This window comes from Nodularia spumigena CCY9414, from assembly GCF_000340565.2.
GTDB lineage: Bacteria > Cyanobacteriota > Cyanobacteriia > Cyanobacteriales > Nostocaceae > Nodularia > Nodularia spumigena.
Genome location: NZ_CP007203.1, coordinates 2,868,569 through 2,883,623, shown reverse-complemented (window position 1 = coordinate 2,883,623; position 15,055 = coordinate 2,868,569). Strand labels below are relative to the sequence as shown.

General features: G+C 36.7%; 16 protein-coding genes. 14 read left to right on the top strand and 2 right to left on the bottom strand.

The window, feature by feature from the left end:
- Positions 1–91 precede the first annotated feature (91 nt).
- The 4 genes from NSP_RS12475 to NSP_RS12460 all read left to right on the top strand — a co-directional run bounded on the left by NSP_RS12475 (position 92) and on the right by NSP_RS12460 (position 6,115).
- The gene (locus NSP_RS12475; RefSeq protein ID WP_006195743.1) at positions 92–637 is read left to right on the top strand and encodes an NADPH-dependent FMN reductase; all 546 of its coding nucleotides are present in this window, start codon (positions 92–94) and stop codon (positions 635–637) included.
- A gap of 216 nt (positions 638–853) precedes the next feature.
- The gene (locus tag NSP_RS12470) at positions 854–1,768 is read left to right on the top strand and encodes a DUF4007 family protein (protein WP_006195744.1); all 915 of its coding nucleotides are present in this window, start codon (positions 854–856) and stop codon (positions 1,766–1,768) included.
- 79 nt (positions 1,769–1,847) lie between these two features.
- Complete coding sequence (locus NSP_RS12465) at positions 1,848–5,354, top strand: hypothetical protein (protein ID WP_006195745.1); 3,507 nt, start codon at positions 1,848–1,850, stop codon at positions 5,352–5,354.
- 131 nt (positions 5,355–5,485) lie between these two features.
- Positions 5,486–6,115 (top strand): Uma2 family endonuclease, encoded by a 630-nt coding sequence (locus tag NSP_RS12460; protein ID WP_006195746.1) that lies wholly within the window; start codon positions 5,486–5,488, stop codon positions 6,113–6,115.
- A gap of 138 nt (positions 6,116–6,253) precedes the next feature.
- Here NSP_RS12460 and NSP_RS12455 read toward each other — a convergent pair whose 3' ends face one another.
- Positions 6,254–7,138 (bottom strand): DUF4351 domain-containing protein, encoded by an 885-nt coding sequence (locus NSP_RS12455; protein WP_006195747.1) that lies wholly within the window; start codon positions 7,136–7,138, stop codon positions 6,254–6,256.
- A gap of 105 nt (positions 7,139–7,243) precedes the next feature.
- On the opposite strand from NSP_RS12455, the gene NSP_RS12450 reads away from it, so the two are divergent.
- The 10 genes from NSP_RS12450 to NSP_RS12415 all read left to right on the top strand — a co-directional run bounded on the left by NSP_RS12450 (position 7,244) and on the right by NSP_RS12415 (position 14,390).
- Positions 7,244–7,471: a hypothetical protein gene (locus NSP_RS12450; RefSeq protein ID WP_006195748.1), complete on the top strand. Its 228-nt coding sequence runs from the start codon at positions 7,244–7,246 to the stop codon at positions 7,469–7,471.
- A 112-nt stretch (positions 7,472–7,583) separates the two neighbouring features.
- Positions 7,584–7,871, top strand: a complete 288-nt coding sequence (locus NSP_RS12445) for a hypothetical protein (protein WP_006195749.1) — start codon at positions 7,584–7,586, stop codon at positions 7,869–7,871.
- Positions 7,871–8,266: a type II toxin-antitoxin system VapC family toxin gene (locus NSP_RS12440; protein ID WP_006195750.1), complete on the top strand. Its 396-nt coding sequence runs from the start codon at positions 7,871–7,873 to the stop codon at positions 8,264–8,266. Before NSP_RS12445 ends, NSP_RS12440 begins: the two co-directional genes overlap by 1 nt.
- A gap of 207 nt (positions 8,267–8,473) precedes the next feature.
- Entirely contained in the window at positions 8,474–8,656 is a 183-nt protein-coding gene (locus NSP_RS24165) for a phosphoadenosine phosphosulfate reductase domain-containing protein (RefSeq protein ID WP_006195751.1), read from the top strand.
- Complete coding sequence (locus NSP_RS12435) at positions 8,622–8,915, top strand: Uma2 family endonuclease (protein WP_006195752.1); 294 nt, start codon at positions 8,622–8,624, stop codon at positions 8,913–8,915. The genes NSP_RS24165 and NSP_RS12435 overlap by 35 nt, the downstream gene beginning before the upstream one ends.
- Before the next feature lie 170 nt (positions 8,916–9,085).
- Entirely contained in the window at positions 9,086–10,219 is a 1,134-nt protein-coding gene (locus NSP_RS24770) for an HNH endonuclease domain-containing protein (RefSeq protein ID WP_006195753.1), read from the top strand.
- A 125-nt stretch (positions 10,220–10,344) separates the two neighbouring features.
- Positions 10,345–11,178 carry a DEAD/DEAH box helicase gene (locus tag NSP_RS26920; RefSeq protein ID WP_338107277.1) on the top strand — a complete coding sequence of 278 codons (834 nt, stop codon included), beginning with the start codon at positions 10,345–10,347 and terminating at the stop codon, positions 11,176–11,178.
- Positions 11,172–11,318 carry a hypothetical protein gene (locus tag NSP_RS26915; RefSeq protein WP_006195756.1) on the top strand — a complete coding sequence of 49 codons (147 nt, stop codon included), beginning with the start codon at positions 11,172–11,174 and terminating at the stop codon, positions 11,316–11,318. The genes NSP_RS26920 and NSP_RS26915 overlap by 7 nt, the downstream gene beginning before the upstream one ends.
- Complete coding sequence (locus tag NSP_RS12420; protein WP_006195757.1) at positions 11,315–13,138, top strand: ATP-binding protein; 1,824 nt, start codon at positions 11,315–11,317, stop codon at positions 13,136–13,138. Before NSP_RS26915 ends, NSP_RS12420 begins: the two co-directional genes overlap by 4 nt.
- A gap of 94 nt (positions 13,139–13,232) precedes the next feature.
- Positions 13,233–14,390 (top strand): cysteine desulfurase family protein, encoded by a 1,158-nt coding sequence (locus NSP_RS12415; RefSeq protein WP_173403283.1) that lies wholly within the window; start codon positions 13,233–13,235, stop codon positions 14,388–14,390.
- 7 nt (positions 14,391–14,397) lie between these two features.
- On the opposite strand, the gene NSP_RS12410 is transcribed toward NSP_RS12415, so the two are convergent.
- Complete coding sequence (locus NSP_RS12410; RefSeq protein ID WP_006195759.1) at positions 14,398–15,000, bottom strand: Uma2 family endonuclease; 603 nt, start codon at positions 14,998–15,000, stop codon at positions 14,398–14,400.
- Between the last annotated feature and the right edge of the window lie 55 nt (positions 15,001–15,055).

The following is a 15,055-nucleotide window of genomic DNA, read 5'->3' as shown; positions in this document are numbered from 1 at the left end:
AATATAAATCGTTACTATAAACATAGTCGTAATGATTCCGCCTTGTAGATATCCTGGTGGTGTAGCAAAATATTGAGTTGATGGGTGAATTATGGTAAAAATTGTTGGGCTTGGTGGTAGTTTAAGACCTGATTCCTACACCCAAATCGCTTTAAAAGTAGCAGCACAACGGGTAGAAGCCTTGGGTGCAGAAGTAGAAATTTTAGATGTGCGGCAATTGAATTTACCATTGTGTCATGGTGGAAAAGATTATTCAGCATACCCAGACGTGCAACGGTTGCGTGATACCGTGAGTGGTGCTGATGGGTTAATTTTAGCAACACCAGAATATCATGGCGGTGTGAGTGGTGTTTTAAAAAATACTTTAGATTTGATGAGTTTTGATGAACTCTCGGATAAAGTCACCGGACTGATTAGTATATTGGGAGGTCAGTCTAATAGTAATGCACTCAATGACCTGCGGATCATTGTCAGAGCAGTACATGGCTGGGTGATACCAGAGCAAATTTCTATTGGAAAAGCCTGGAGTGCTTTTAGTCCTGAAGGGAAGTTGCTGGATGAAAAGCTAGCTGAAAGATTTGATAATTTTGCTCAGAGTTTAGTAGACAATACTCGCAAGTTGCGCGGAGTTGATTAGATACTGTCAACACCGAGAGACTCAGATCCGCGAATTCTTGAAGAATTCGGGGATTTTTATTTGGGTTCCTGATTTTCACTGAATTCAAGCAAATATCAGGAAAATCAACTGGTTAATATCATTTAAATTTAAATAAATTTTTTACTGAATTAACTAAATTTTGTCTCCTTTGAGTCATAATAACAAAAATAGTTGCTATTTATACATTTTATCGTGATGCAAACTACACTGAACTTAAAAAATATTGAAACTCCAGTAAATCCCGTAAATCCAATATTTGCCAACCATGAAACTTTTCACCCTCGTTTTGGTTGGCTGAAAAAAGGATTTGATGCTGTGAAAACAAATTCCGGAATTTTCTTACAAGATGATGCACCTGTGCGTTTGGGTGTGGGTAAGAATATGGTACGCTCTATGCGCTATTGGTGTAATGCTTTTAAAATTATTGATAAAAATAATTCTCCAACAAGTTTTGGTGAGCAACTTTTGGGAAACGATGGATGGGACCCTTATTTAGAAGACCCTGCATCATTATGGTTGTTACATTGGAATTTGTTAAAACCTACTTGTGAAGCTGCTGCTTGGTATTATATATTTAATATATTTCGGGATTCAGAGTTTACAAAGGCAGACATTTTAGCAGGACTTAACGAGTATATAGACAATTTCAATAAAAATATTGCTGAATCTTCGTTTATTAAAGATGTAAATTGTATTTTAAGAATGTATGCTTCACAGGATTTTGTGAGCAATAATAGTCCAATTGAAGATTCTATTGATTGTCCTTTTAATGAACTGGGTTTAATTCGGACTTTTGGGAAAAATTATCAGTTTAAAATTGGTAATAAAACGAATTTACCAGCAGAGATTATAGTTGCTGCTTGTTTAGAATATGCCGCTTGGGTAGGTAGTACAAAAACAATTGCCATTTCTCGTTTACTTTATGATGAAGGTAGTCCGGGGATGGTGTTTAAATTAACTGAAAATGTTTTGTGTGAAGCTATTGAGATAGTTATTCAAAACTTTAAGACGCTAATTCTTTCTGATACGGCAGGGTTAATTCAGTTATCTTTTAATGAAAAACCAGATATTTTAACTCAAGAAGTTTTAGGAAAGTATTATAATTCTTGATACAGCAAATGGTAATAAATGATGATCGAACGCAGATGAATACAGACTAGGGAATGGTATAAAAGAATTAAGTAAATTTATGACTAACCAAAAATTATCCCATTATTTCAGTCTTGAGCGTCGCTATACTCGTTCAATTAATTTAGAACGGGATTTAGAAAGTGTGGAAGCTTTAGAGGGTTATATTCTCACTCAAAGAGCAGTTGAATCTCTAGGAAGGATTATTAATACTTTTAGTTCTGATGCAGGAAATAGGGCTTGGACTTTAACCAGTGTCTATGGTACTGGTAAGTCTGCTTTTGCTCATTTTTTAATTTCACTGGTTGCTGGTTCTGAGAGTAGAATGCACAGGACAGCTTTATCTATAGCTGAGGAAGCTTTAGGAACAGAAAACAATATTTATCAATTAATTCAAGAAAAAACTAATTCTGTAGGATTAATTAGGGCTGTTGCTACGGGACAAAGAGAACCAATTAGTCATACTGTTATCCGGGCTTTATTAATTGGTGTTAATAATTTTGGGAATCTGACTGAGAGAAATAATATTAATGTTGTTCAAAAATTGCTAGATTTAGAAACTGAAATTAATGCTGGTAGAACGGTTGACAGTAAAGAAATTCCTGGTTTGGTTTTAGAACTGGCTCAGGAATCTCAAGCGGGTATTTTACTGGTTATTGATGAACTGGGTAAAAATTTAGAGTATGCTTCTCATGAACAAGGGGCTGAAGATTTATATCTTTTACAACAGTTAGCTGAGTTACCCAAAGATAGCAAAACTCCTGTTTATATTTTAGGGATTTTACATCAAGCTTTTGCTGAATATGGTCAACGTTTAGCATCTGTTCAACGCAACGAATGGGCGAAGATTCAAGGAAGATTTGAGGATATTCCTTTTGCGGAATCATCTGGGCAAATGATGCGGTTAATTGGTCAAGCAATTGACTCTTCAGCATCTGAAAAAATTAGCTGTGCTATTCATAGTAATGCTCAGGAGTGGTTTGAATATTTGGAATCACAGATTATTGGTGAAGAAGTCACTGATAAGGTAATTGAGGCAGTTTATCCGCTACATCCTTTGTCTGCTTTGGTTTTACCAACACTTTGCCAACGTTATGCTCAAAATGACCGTTCTTTATTTACGTTTTTAACCAGTAGTGAACCTTTATCTTTTCGGAATTTCTTAGATGAAGTCACGGTTGCAGATGATAGCTTTCCGACTCTGAAATTATACCGGATTTATGACTATTTCATTGAAGCGGCTGGGATGGGTTTAGCTTCTCGTCCTAATTTGCAAAGATGGGTGGAAATTCAAGATTTAATTAGTGATGCTAAACGCTTAGAAGAAGATAGTCTCAGGGTACTTAAAACTATTGGGATTTTGAACCTCATTACTGTTACGGGTTCAATGAGAGCGACGAGAACTTTAGTCTGTTTAGCTATGTGCGATTCTCCCTCAACAGCACAGCTTAATTATTGGCAAGATATTATTGATCAATTGCTGAATCATAACTTAATTACTCATCGTCGTCAATTAGATGAATTGCGGATTTGGCAAGGTTCTGATTTTAATGTTGATAGTGAGTTATCTAATTATATCGAACAAGAGCGATCGCCTTTAGTAAAACTGCTATCTTTCCACCGTCCTCTCAGACCTTTAGTAGCTCAACGTCACAGCTACCAAAAGGGGACTTTACGTTATTTTGAACGCCATTATTTAGATAAATCCCACGATTTGCAGCAATTAAGTTGTAGTAGCGTTGATGCGGATGGTTTTGTGGGGTATTGGGTAGATGAAGAAATTCCTGATGCTGTTCCTTCCACAACGAGCGATGGTAAACCCTTGGTCATTTTGAGTGCAGCGAATTTAGCTATTTTGAGGATTCGCACCCTAGAATTTGTGGCTTTGAATAATATCAAAAAAACAGCTAAGGAATTACAAACTGATGGGGTGGCGAGAAAAGAGGTAAATTATCGTTTACTAGAAGCTGAACAATCTTTAGATGAAAACCTCAGTCAATCTTTTAGTATTGGGATAAATCAGAAATGTTGGGTAGAAGGAAAACTCACCAAACTCAATAATGTTACTGATTTTAATGGCAAACTTTCAGATATTTGCGATCAAGTTTATCATCAAAGTCCCATTCTCTGGAATGAATTAATTAACCGTCGAGATTTAACCTCTCAGGGGACAAAAGCTAGACGAGAATTGATTCAGGCTATGTTGGAACATCAAAATGAGGAAAGATTAGGGTTAGAAGGTTATGGTCCCGAAGTTTGTATGTATTATTCTCTGTTAGAACAAACAGGGATTCATCAACAGGAAGATGATTATTGGGACTTTTTACCACCATCAGAAAATTCGGGTTTGAATTCTCTTTGGGATGTGGTAGAAGATTTTTGTTTATCAGCGATGGAAAAAAGCCAAACTTTTGATTTAGTTTATCAACGTTTAGCCGCACCTCCCTATGGCGTTAAGCAAGGTGCAATTCCTGTGATTATAGCGGCGGTTCTGTTGTATCACGCTGATGATTTGGGAGTGTATCAAGATGGAACATTTATTCCAGTTTTAGGAACAGAACATTTTGAATTATTAGTCAAATATCCTGAACGTTTTGCAGTTAAGTATTTTGCAGTTTTAGGATTAAGGGCGGAAGTATTCAAAGAGTTAGAAGCAATTTTACGAAATCCGCAGTTAAAACAATTGACTAAGGTTCGTAATGCAACTTTGTTAACGGTGGTTACTCCCCTTTATCAATTTGTGAAGAAGCTGCCTAAATATACTCAAAAGACCCAACGAATTGAAAATGAATCGAGAGCGATTTTAAGGGCATTACAAACTACTATTGAACCTGATGAATTGTTATTTAAAGCTTTGCCGCAAGCTTGTAATTTACCTGCAATTGGTACTGAAGCTGGGGATGATGGGATAACAGCTAAAACCCTCCGCATTAAGTTAGTTAAAGCTTTGCGAGATATTCATACAGCTTATGATCATTTGTTGGGTGATTGTCAAAAACTGCTATATGAAGCTTTTGGTGTTAGAAGTAAGGAAACAAAACTGCGGGAAGATTTACGGGTCAGGGCGAATTATTTGGCGGGAAAATGTATTGAACCTTTATTAAAACGCTTTACTCAAGCCGCATCGGATGAAAAAGCCAGTGATTCTCAGTGGTTGGAAGCTTTGGTGATGATTGTGGCTGATAAACCGGCAGAATCATGGACTGATGAGGATGTGACTGCATTTGAGATGAAGTTAGCCGATTTGGTGCGCCGGTTTAAGAATCTGGAAGCTGTACAAAAGGAAGTAGCCGCTAAGGGTGAAGGTTTTGAGGGAAGACGGATTACCATGACTCGTCCAGATGGTGAAGAAATTCATCAAATGGTATGGGTAGATCATGGGAGAGAATCGCAGGTTGAAAAGATTGTTGATAAAATTCTGGCTGAATTACCGGATGATTTGCAGTTAAGACAAGCGGTTTTGGCGAGGTTGAATGAACGGATTTTAACTCCTGCTTTCAGCGAGGGGGTGATTCAGATTGCAGAAAAACGACCTGATGAAAATATCCAGGGGAAGAATTTTGGCTAACAGAGGCTTTATGATGGGGGAAGAGAATCTTAAATCATTCGTGAAAAACAAGATTCCTAACTTCTTTGAGAAGTCGGGGATCTGAACCTCTTAATTTTCACAGAAATCAAAGCGATTTTGGAGCAGTGACAATGTTAGGTTTACTAGCAAAATTGAGCCAATGGGAAGAATTAACAAGTCAATCAGCATTAAACAACGTTGATTCTGACCAAATTTTACTCATGAATGGCATTAGCTGGGATATATATGAGACACTATTAAAAAGTTGCCAAAATAATTCTCATTATCGCTTTAAATATTTAGAAGGTACTTTAGAAATAATGTCACCTAGTCGCCGTCATGAGGTTGATAAAAAAATTATAGCTTTATTGTTGGAAACTTATTTTTTAGAAATTGGTATTGATTTTTATCCTTTAGGATCAACGACTTTTAGAAGAGAAGCAGCCGCTAGAGGTATAGAACCAGATGAATGTTATTGTTTTAATTCTGAAAAACCTGTTCCTGATTTGGCGATTGAAATAGTTGTCACCAGTGGGGGAATTAATGATTTGTTAATTTATCAAGGTTTGGGTGTACCAGAGGTTTGGTTTTGGCAGAATCATCAATTTTCATTATATTATCTGCGTGGTAATAAGTATGAGCAAATAAATCAAAGTCAACTTTTACCAGATTTAGATTTAAAGCTATTGGCAATTTTAGTGATGTCTGGTGAAAAACCAAAGGATTTAATTTCCAAGTTCCGTGAAAGTATTCGTAAATAAAATTTGAGCGGAAGAAGAAGATTTACTTTGTTTAGTTTTTTATGGATAATTTTAGTTTATTGAAATAAAAGAACCCCACCCCCAACCCCCTCCCCGCAAGCGAGGAGGGGGCTATGATAAACTTCATTTGATGGGGATTTATTTTGGTTGTTGGTTTAACCAAGTTTCTAAATCACCTACACTAGAAAAGTCTAGTAATGCTTCTCCTAGATTTTCTAATTTTTCAATGGATAATCCTTTAATTTTCTCGATTAATGATTCATTGATTTCTCCAATACGGCGATTGAGTTGACGTATAATTAAACGTTGTTCTCCAGACTGTACAGCTTGTTCTCTGTCTCTTTGATACAGTGGTTCTAATCGCATAACTAACTCCCTATCATCTGCTTCTAATTCTTGATTTACTTTCAAGTTTTCACGCAAGTTATAAACTAATTCCAAGGTTGCTTTCTGGTATGGATGATTTAATGGTAACGCCTGCAACTCTATAATCGCTTGTGATTGTACATTTCCTCTACCCAAAAGTCGTAACCATAATGTTTCCGGCGTTTGCGGTAGTTGATGTATCGCCACAATTGCTGTTCGCAAAGCATCTGGTAGAAAATGTACTCCCGATAACCAACCTTCTTTTTGTCTGGTTCCAAAGCTAGACAATCTAGTTTCAGATACGGTAGGTGTCAGAACCCACAATTGGGGAATTTCTGAGTCTTGAAGTTTGGTTTTATTTGCTTTAGCTTCTCGCCGCAAGCAAGCCTTGATTTCTAATAATTTGAGAATACAGTCGCAGATTTCATCGTTGGAGGCTGGATTGCGGAATGGTTCCAATATTGCAGGATTTTGAGCAAATCTTCCTAGTAAACCCAGTATTTGTAAGTTAGAATTTTCCTGTTTGTCAGGAGTGAATAAAACATCTATTTCCTTAATCTCTCCTGAGACTTTTTCTGATGACTTGACTTCTCCATAATCTTTGAGTATTTCTTCCAGATAGTCTTTAGCAAATTTGTCATGTATAAAGCGTGTCATTCATAATTCACCTAATTTAATATTGTCAAGTCGGATTAATGCCTATCCAATCGTACCATACATATTTATGTATAGTACAATATATATATTGAAACTTCACGCTTTATGATGGGTATTGATGATGTGCAAAATTTATTTGTGATAGAGAAGCGTCAAGGACAAGAATATCTTGGTTTCTATCTTCCAGAGGGTAAGAGGGAACTGTTTAAGGATTACTGTCAATTTATTGACAGCACAATGAGGAATGAACTGGAGAAGTTTATTGATGAGTGCATTTCTGATTCCACGTTTCAGCAATACTTAGAAATGAAGCGTAAGTTAAAAAATAAGTAATGCTTTTGGGACAGAGGTATGTAGTGTAACTCTTATGGATAGTCTTGTTTTGATTTTTGGGGTTTTCAAATCAGATTATGAATGGGTATGTTAGCGCAGGAGATAATTAAACATGAAAGTTAGAGGGATAAAACGTGGTCAAAATATTGAAATTTTAGGACAACTTAGTAATATTCCAGATGGAACCGAAATCACAATAGAAGTAGGATTTATTACCAATCCAGTTACAGAACCAAAACCACTATTAACAGAAGAAGAGAGATTAGCTAGACTCAATCAATTATTTGGTGCTTGGAAAAATCAACCGGAATTAACAGAAATATTTACTGAAATTGACCAACAACGCCATATTTATCAAGGCAGAAATATAGACTCACTGGATAATCAGGATAACGGCTAATGTATCTACTAGATACGAATATTTGTATTGCCCTACTGAAAGAAAATCCCCAAGCTGTGACTAAATTCAATCGCTTTTTTAGTCAATGCTATCTGTCCATCATTGTAGTTTCAGAACTATACAAAGGTGTTTATTGTTCTCGACAAGTAGCCAAAAATCTAGAGACCTTAGAACAGTTCATCGAATTGTTGCCAGTGGAACAATTTGATTTAGATGCAGCTATGGAATTTGGCAAGATTCAAAGCGAACTCCGAAACATTGGCAAACCAACTGGAGAATTTGATGCCTTGATTGCATCTGTGGCTCGTTCTCGTGAGGATATTCTGATTACTAATAATATCAAAGATTTTGAAAATATTGCCAACTTAAAATTAGATAACTGGTTAGAAACTTGAACAATGCGCGTGACTACCTCTGGAAGATTAGCTATACCAGCAATACTCATATACTAAAAAATAGAGTAGCTAGTTTAGAAAAATCCAACTAACCAGTAATTTCACTGTATTTAATAAAGTTTTTGCAAAATGCTATACAAAAGATTTCCATGTTTGCTAAAATATGAGAAATATAAATAAACTTGCCAAAAAGCACTAAAAATAAGCATGGCAGAGAAAAAGGTTAAACATATATTAGGTATCTCCGGGGGTAAGGATAGTACCGCTTTAGCAGTATTACTACATAAGGAAATTCCAGAAATGGAATATTTTTTTTGTGATACCCATAAAGAGTTACCGGAAACTTACGAATATCTTGACCGCATCAAAGCACGACTGGGGATTAGATAAAAAAATTATAGCTTTATTGTTGGAAACTTATTTTTTAGAAATTGATATTGATTTTTATCCTTTAGGCTCAACGACTTTCAGAAGAGAAGCAGTCGCTAGAGGTATAGAACCAGATGAATGTTATTGTTTTAATGCTGAAAAACCTGTTCCTGATTTGGCGATTGAAATAGTTGTAACTAGTGGCGGAATTAATGATTTATTAATTTATCAAGGTTTGGGTGTACCAGAGGTTTGGTTTTGGCAGAATAATCAATTTTGATTATATTATCTGCATGGTAATAAGTTTGAGCAAATAAATCAAAGTCAACTTTTACCAGATTTGGATTTAAACCTATTGGCAATTTTGCTGATGTCTGGTGAAAAGCCAAAAGATTTAATTTCAAAGTTACGTGAAAGTATTCACAAATAGAATTTGATCGCAAATTGAATATGTATAACTTACCAATTGCTGATAATTTAAATATTTCAGCATTAGCAGGACTATTTGATTCAACGACTAACTCTTATAAATATCTTTATTTTTTATCATTATTAGATATTCTTAAACGAAGAAATTTTGATAATCTATCAGCCATTAGTTTTCGGGAAATTATTGTTGAGATGTTGGCTAATGCTTGGTATCCTCACAAATATTTTAAACTTTCTTTTGGGAAGATAGACCAAATCGCTAATAAATTAGATAATTTGGAATTAGAACTTAAAGAACCACTTTTAAATTTTAGAGAGCCGGATAAGAAAATTCTACGTAATACTATTAATAATCAAAATATTGAAGATATTATTAGCTCTATTAATCGCTATGTTTCTTATCGGTTAATTCGTCCTTTCTTTACTCAAGAAACTAGAAGATTAAAAGATTATGATGTTAATCCAACTATCATTAATTTAGCTAACAATCAATTCTATAGACATAAGCCTTTATATTGCTTTAACGCTGACAATCAAAAAGATTGTAACGCAATTATTATACACCCTGATTGGGTAGAATATTTAGAGAAAAATTACACAATAGTTAGGGGTTGGGTATCTTGGGAATGGTTAAATTATATGCAACAAAGAAACCCTAGTATTCCCAATGTGGTTAAAAAACTATTTATGCCACAACAAAGAGATTCTTTAATTAAACAAACTCAATATTGGAAAACTATTTTAGAACATCAGGATATTAAATGTATTTATTCTCAAATTCAATTAAATAAGGATGAAATATCATTAGATCATTATCTACCTTGGTCATTTGTTGCTCATGATCAATTATGGAATTTAATTCCAACTACAAAATCTGTTAATTCTTCTAAATCTAATAATCTACCATCTGAAAAATATTTTGATAATTTTGTTAAGTTGCAATATTTAGGCTTAGATATTTATCATCAAAAAGTTTCTCAAAATAAATGGTTAAATGATGTCGAATCTTTTGTTGCAGAATTGAAAGTTAATCAAGCCAATGATTTATTAAATTTAGAAATTCTAAATAATGCTTATGAAAGAACTCTTAAACCTTTAATTTCTTTAGCAACTATTCAGGGTTTTAGTGCTAATTGGGTTTACGCTGAGAAATAATGAACCAACTCTAGTGATTTGGTTGGCATATAGTGAAGAACTTTGTGAGCAAGCGGTTACAGAATTTCAAAAAGCATGGGACTGTGTAGGCGTTCAGCTATGTTGGGCGTTTACGCCATCGCACCATCTCAACTTACCGCTTCTGGGGTAGCCATGATTTAGATTTAGAACAGGTTGAAGATGGTTTCATAGTAGCAGGATTAGCCAAAGTATACAACGCCGCTAAAAAGAGTATTCGCTTTATTAATCAACTCGGTGTGCGTTCCTCTTTGGTAGTTATAGACGAAGCCCATCAAGCTGTAGCCCAAACCTATCAACTCGTATTAGATGCTTTAGTTGTCCCCTACGAAAAAACCGCCTTACTGGGTTTAACCGCTACACCCGGACGCACTTGGGCTGATATTAACACTGATGCACAACTAGCGAAATTCTTCGCCCAACAGAAAGTTACTTTAGAAATTCCAGGTTATGACAACCCTATAGATTATCTGGTCGAGGAACAATACCTAGCTCAAGCTAACTATCGCTCCTTATTCTACGAAAGTGGTATTGAACTCAGTCCCCAAGACCTGAATCGGATTAATACAGAGTTAGATATTCCCCAATATATTCTCCATTGGTTAGCTGAAGACGAACAACGCAACCTCCGCATTATCCTGGAACTCGAAGCACTCGCCCAACATCATCACCGCATTATCGTTTTTAATACCTCCGTTGAACACGCTCAACTCATCACTTCAATTTTGCGTTTAAGAGGCTTCAATGCTGATGCTGTGACAGGTAACACCCCCAAATCAGAACAAGAACGCATCATCCAAAATTTTAAAGACGACCAGCCCCAAACCAAGATTTTATGTAACTACGGGGTTTTAACTACTGGCTTCTCCTTGCACCAAAAACCAGTGCGGCCGTTATCGCCCGTCCCACCAAATCCCTTGTACTCTACAGCCAAATGGTAGGACGAGCCATCAGAGGACTCAAAGCTGGCGGAAATGCTACCGCCGAAATTGTCACCGTTGTTGATAGTCAACTCCCCGGTTTTGGGTCTGTAGCATCAGCTTTTCACAATTGGGAAGACGTTTGGAGGAAAAACCCATGAATAGCAACCCCCATGATATTGTTCCGGCTCACCTGGCTGTGCAAGCAATGCGGGATAATGGTTATAAAAATGCGGCTTATGCGATCGCCGAATTAATGGATAATGCCATTCAAGCCGGTGCATCTCAGGTAGAATTACTCTGTGGTGAACGTAAACAACAGGTAGAAGAAAGAAAGCGATCGCGCATTGAACAAATCGCAGTATTAGATAATGGTAAAGGTATGGATGCTGACGTTTTACGTCTAGCCCTGCAATTTGGTAATGGTACTTATTTAGCTGAAGATAAACATACCGGAATCGGTCGTTTTGGCATGGGTTTACCATCTTCCTCTATTTCCCAATGTCAACGGGTTGATGTCTGGACATGGCAAAATGGAGTAGAAAACGCACTCCATAGTTACCTTGATCTAAATGAAATTAAAAGTCGTCAGATGACGGAAGTACCAGAACCTACTACTCAACCAATTCCGATGATTTGGACAAAAATCGCAGATGAATTTGGTCATAGTGGCACATTAGTAGTTTGGTCAAATATAGACCGTTGTATGTGGCGAACTGGAAAAGCAATTATTGATAATTCTGAATTTGTGATCGGGAGAATGTACCGCAAATTCCTGAATGATGAAAAAGTTAAAATTCGCATGGTAGCCTTTGATTTAGATGCCTTATATGATATTATCTTGGCAAAAAATGCTCGTCCTAATGACCCAGGCTATTTAATCGAAAAAACATCCTGTCCCGCACCTTATGATAATCAAGCAATGTTTCAGCCCTGGGAAGGAGATACATCTTATGAAGCAACTTATAAGATTAACTTTAAAGAAAAAGAACATGATGTAAAAATTCGCTTTTCTTACGCTAAAGAATCAGCCCGTCAAGCCGAACCAGGAAAAAACCCCGGTGATTTACCTCATGGAAAACACGCTTCTAAAAATGTTGGTCTTTCTGTAGTGCGTGCAGGTAGAGAATTAGAATTAGACCAAAACTTAGTTAATAATTATGACCCTACAGAACGCTGGTGGGGCATTGAAGTAGACTTTCCCCCATCTCTTGATGATATTTTTGGAGTTACGAATAACAAGCAATCAGCCCGTAATTTTGCAGAAATTCTCCAACTAGATATTGAATCTTTATTAGAAGAAGGAAAAACCGTTGCTCAACTTAAAGAAGAACTACTCCAAGACGAAGATCCCAAATATCCATTATTAGAATTAGCGCATAAAATTAGCAGTCAACTGAGTGTAATTCGGCGTTTAATCAAAGCACAAACTAAAGGAACTCGTACCAGTGAAAAACGCCACGACCCTTATAAACCTGAGAAAGTAGCTACAACTATTACCCAAGAACGTAAAATACAGGGTCATAAAGGTAAGAGTGATGCAGATGAACAATTACCAAAAGCAGAACGAAAACAAGTTATTAAAGAAACTTTAAAAGCAGAGGGAGTAACTGAAACACAAGCAGAATTATTAGCAGCAACAACTGTAGATGATGGTTTAAAATATACCTTTGCCCAATCTCCCCTTGATAGTTCCGCTTTCTTCTCTGTGAAATCGAGAGGAGGAGCAATTATTGTGAGCTTAAATACCAATCATCCGGCTTATGAAAATTTAGTAGAAATCTTAGAAATGGATGTAGATAAAGCCGATATTGAGACTTTACGGACTCGGTTGATTAACTCCTTAGATGGTTTAAAATTACTATTAATGGCATGGGCGAGATATGAAGATGAATTAGATGGTAAACGCAAAGAAAACGCCCAAGATACTCGCATTGATTGGGGGAGAGTTGCCAGAAGATTTTTAGAGAATGAGTTATGATGAAAACTCACGCACCAGGCGCAGAGGCGCAGAGAGTTTGGATAATTCTCTGCGTACCTCCGCGTTACCTTTGCGTACCTTTGCGTTTAAAAAAATGACTAGACAAGAAACGATAATTTACCTTGATTATCATGCAACTACTCCCGTTGATTTGAGAGTAGCAGAAAAAGTCATGTATTATATGACTAATGCCTTTGGTAATGCCAATAGTGTAGATCATATATATGGAGATGAAGCAGCAAAAGTTGTTAAACAAACCCGTCAACAAATAGCCGAATTAATCAATGCTTCCCCCAAGGAGATTATTTTTACCTCTGGTGCAACAGAAAGCATTAATTTAGCCATTCAAGGTTATGTTTCCCAACAGCATCACCCATGCAAAATCATTGTTTCCCCTGTGGAACACAAGGCGGTTTTAGATACTTGTGCTGCATTAGCGAAAAAAAAGTTAGCCGAAATTGTTTGGTTAAAAGTCAATCAACAAGCTCAAATTGATTTAGAACATCTGGAAAAAGTCTGCGCTGAGGGTGCTTCTCTGCTGTGTGTAATGGCTGCTAATAATGAAGTGGGTACAATTTATCCTACTGCAAAAATTGGGGCGATCGCATCTTCCTACAATATTCCTTTTCTCTGTGACGCTTCCCAAGCCGTAGGTAAAATTCCTCTCAACTTTCAAGACTGGGGTATTACCTATTTAGCTATTTCTGGACATAAACTTTATGCGCCCAAAGGAGTTGGTGCGTTAGTCATCAAAAAAGGTGAACACCTGCAACCAATTATATATGGTGGTGGACATCAACAGGGAATCAGATCAGGTACACTCAACGTCCCCGGAATTGCTGGTTTAGGTGAAGCTTGTCACTGGAGACGGTTGGAGATGGAAAAAGATGAACAGGCGATCGCACTTATGCGAAACCAACTCCAAAACTTGCTACAATCACAAATACCTGATTTAGTCATTAACGGAGACTTAAACAACCGTTTATCAGGTAACTTACATATTGCTATCCCGAATATTCCTAATAGTGCAATTATTGCGAGAGTTCGCCATCAATTAGCCATTTCCACAGGTGCGGCTTGTTCTTCCGGTGTTGTTACACCCTCTCACGTTTTACAAGCGATGAATCTTGCAGAAAATCTGATTGAAGGAGCTTTAAGAATTGGTATTGGTAAATTTACAACTAGAGCCGAAATAGAAAAGACATTTTCTCTGATAATCAATGCAGTCAATAAAATTCAGCAACTTCTTTAAATTCCAGTCAACTCCAAACCTCAGTTAAATCCAACATAAACCCAGGTAAAATATCTTCCCCTGATAAACTAACAGGATGATCTAAAACTTCCACATTTCTACCAGGACGATAAATTTCCACTCGTTGATTTTTGCGGTCAATCAACCAACCCAAACCAGCACCATTTTCTATATATTCTCTCATCTTTGCTTGCAACTTTTCTAGAGAGTCTGTTTTAGAACGTAATTCCAGCACAAAATCAGGACAAATTGGCGCAAAAGTTTCTTGCTGTTCTAAAGTCAGAGCATCCCATCTTTGTTTACTTACCCAAGCTGCATCAGGAGAGCGATTAGCACCATTCGGAAGACTAAAACCTGTTGAAGAATCAAAGGCTTCCCCTAATTTAGTTTGACGGTTCCACAACCACAGTTGTCCAGCGATTTCAAAGTTTCTTTTTCCGGTATAACTTCCGGTGGGTGGCATAATAATTAACTCCCCCGTAGCATTTCGTTCTAATTGTAAATCTCGGTTAGCCAGTGCCAAATCAACAAATTGCTCATGGGAAACTTGAAGTGTGAGTGTATTTGGGATATTGACAGCAATAGCTGGGGTTAAGTTAGGTTGTGTCATCATTCCCTCCTGAAACTGTTGCTTGTGAAGACGGTTGCACCCAAATCTTCTAGTT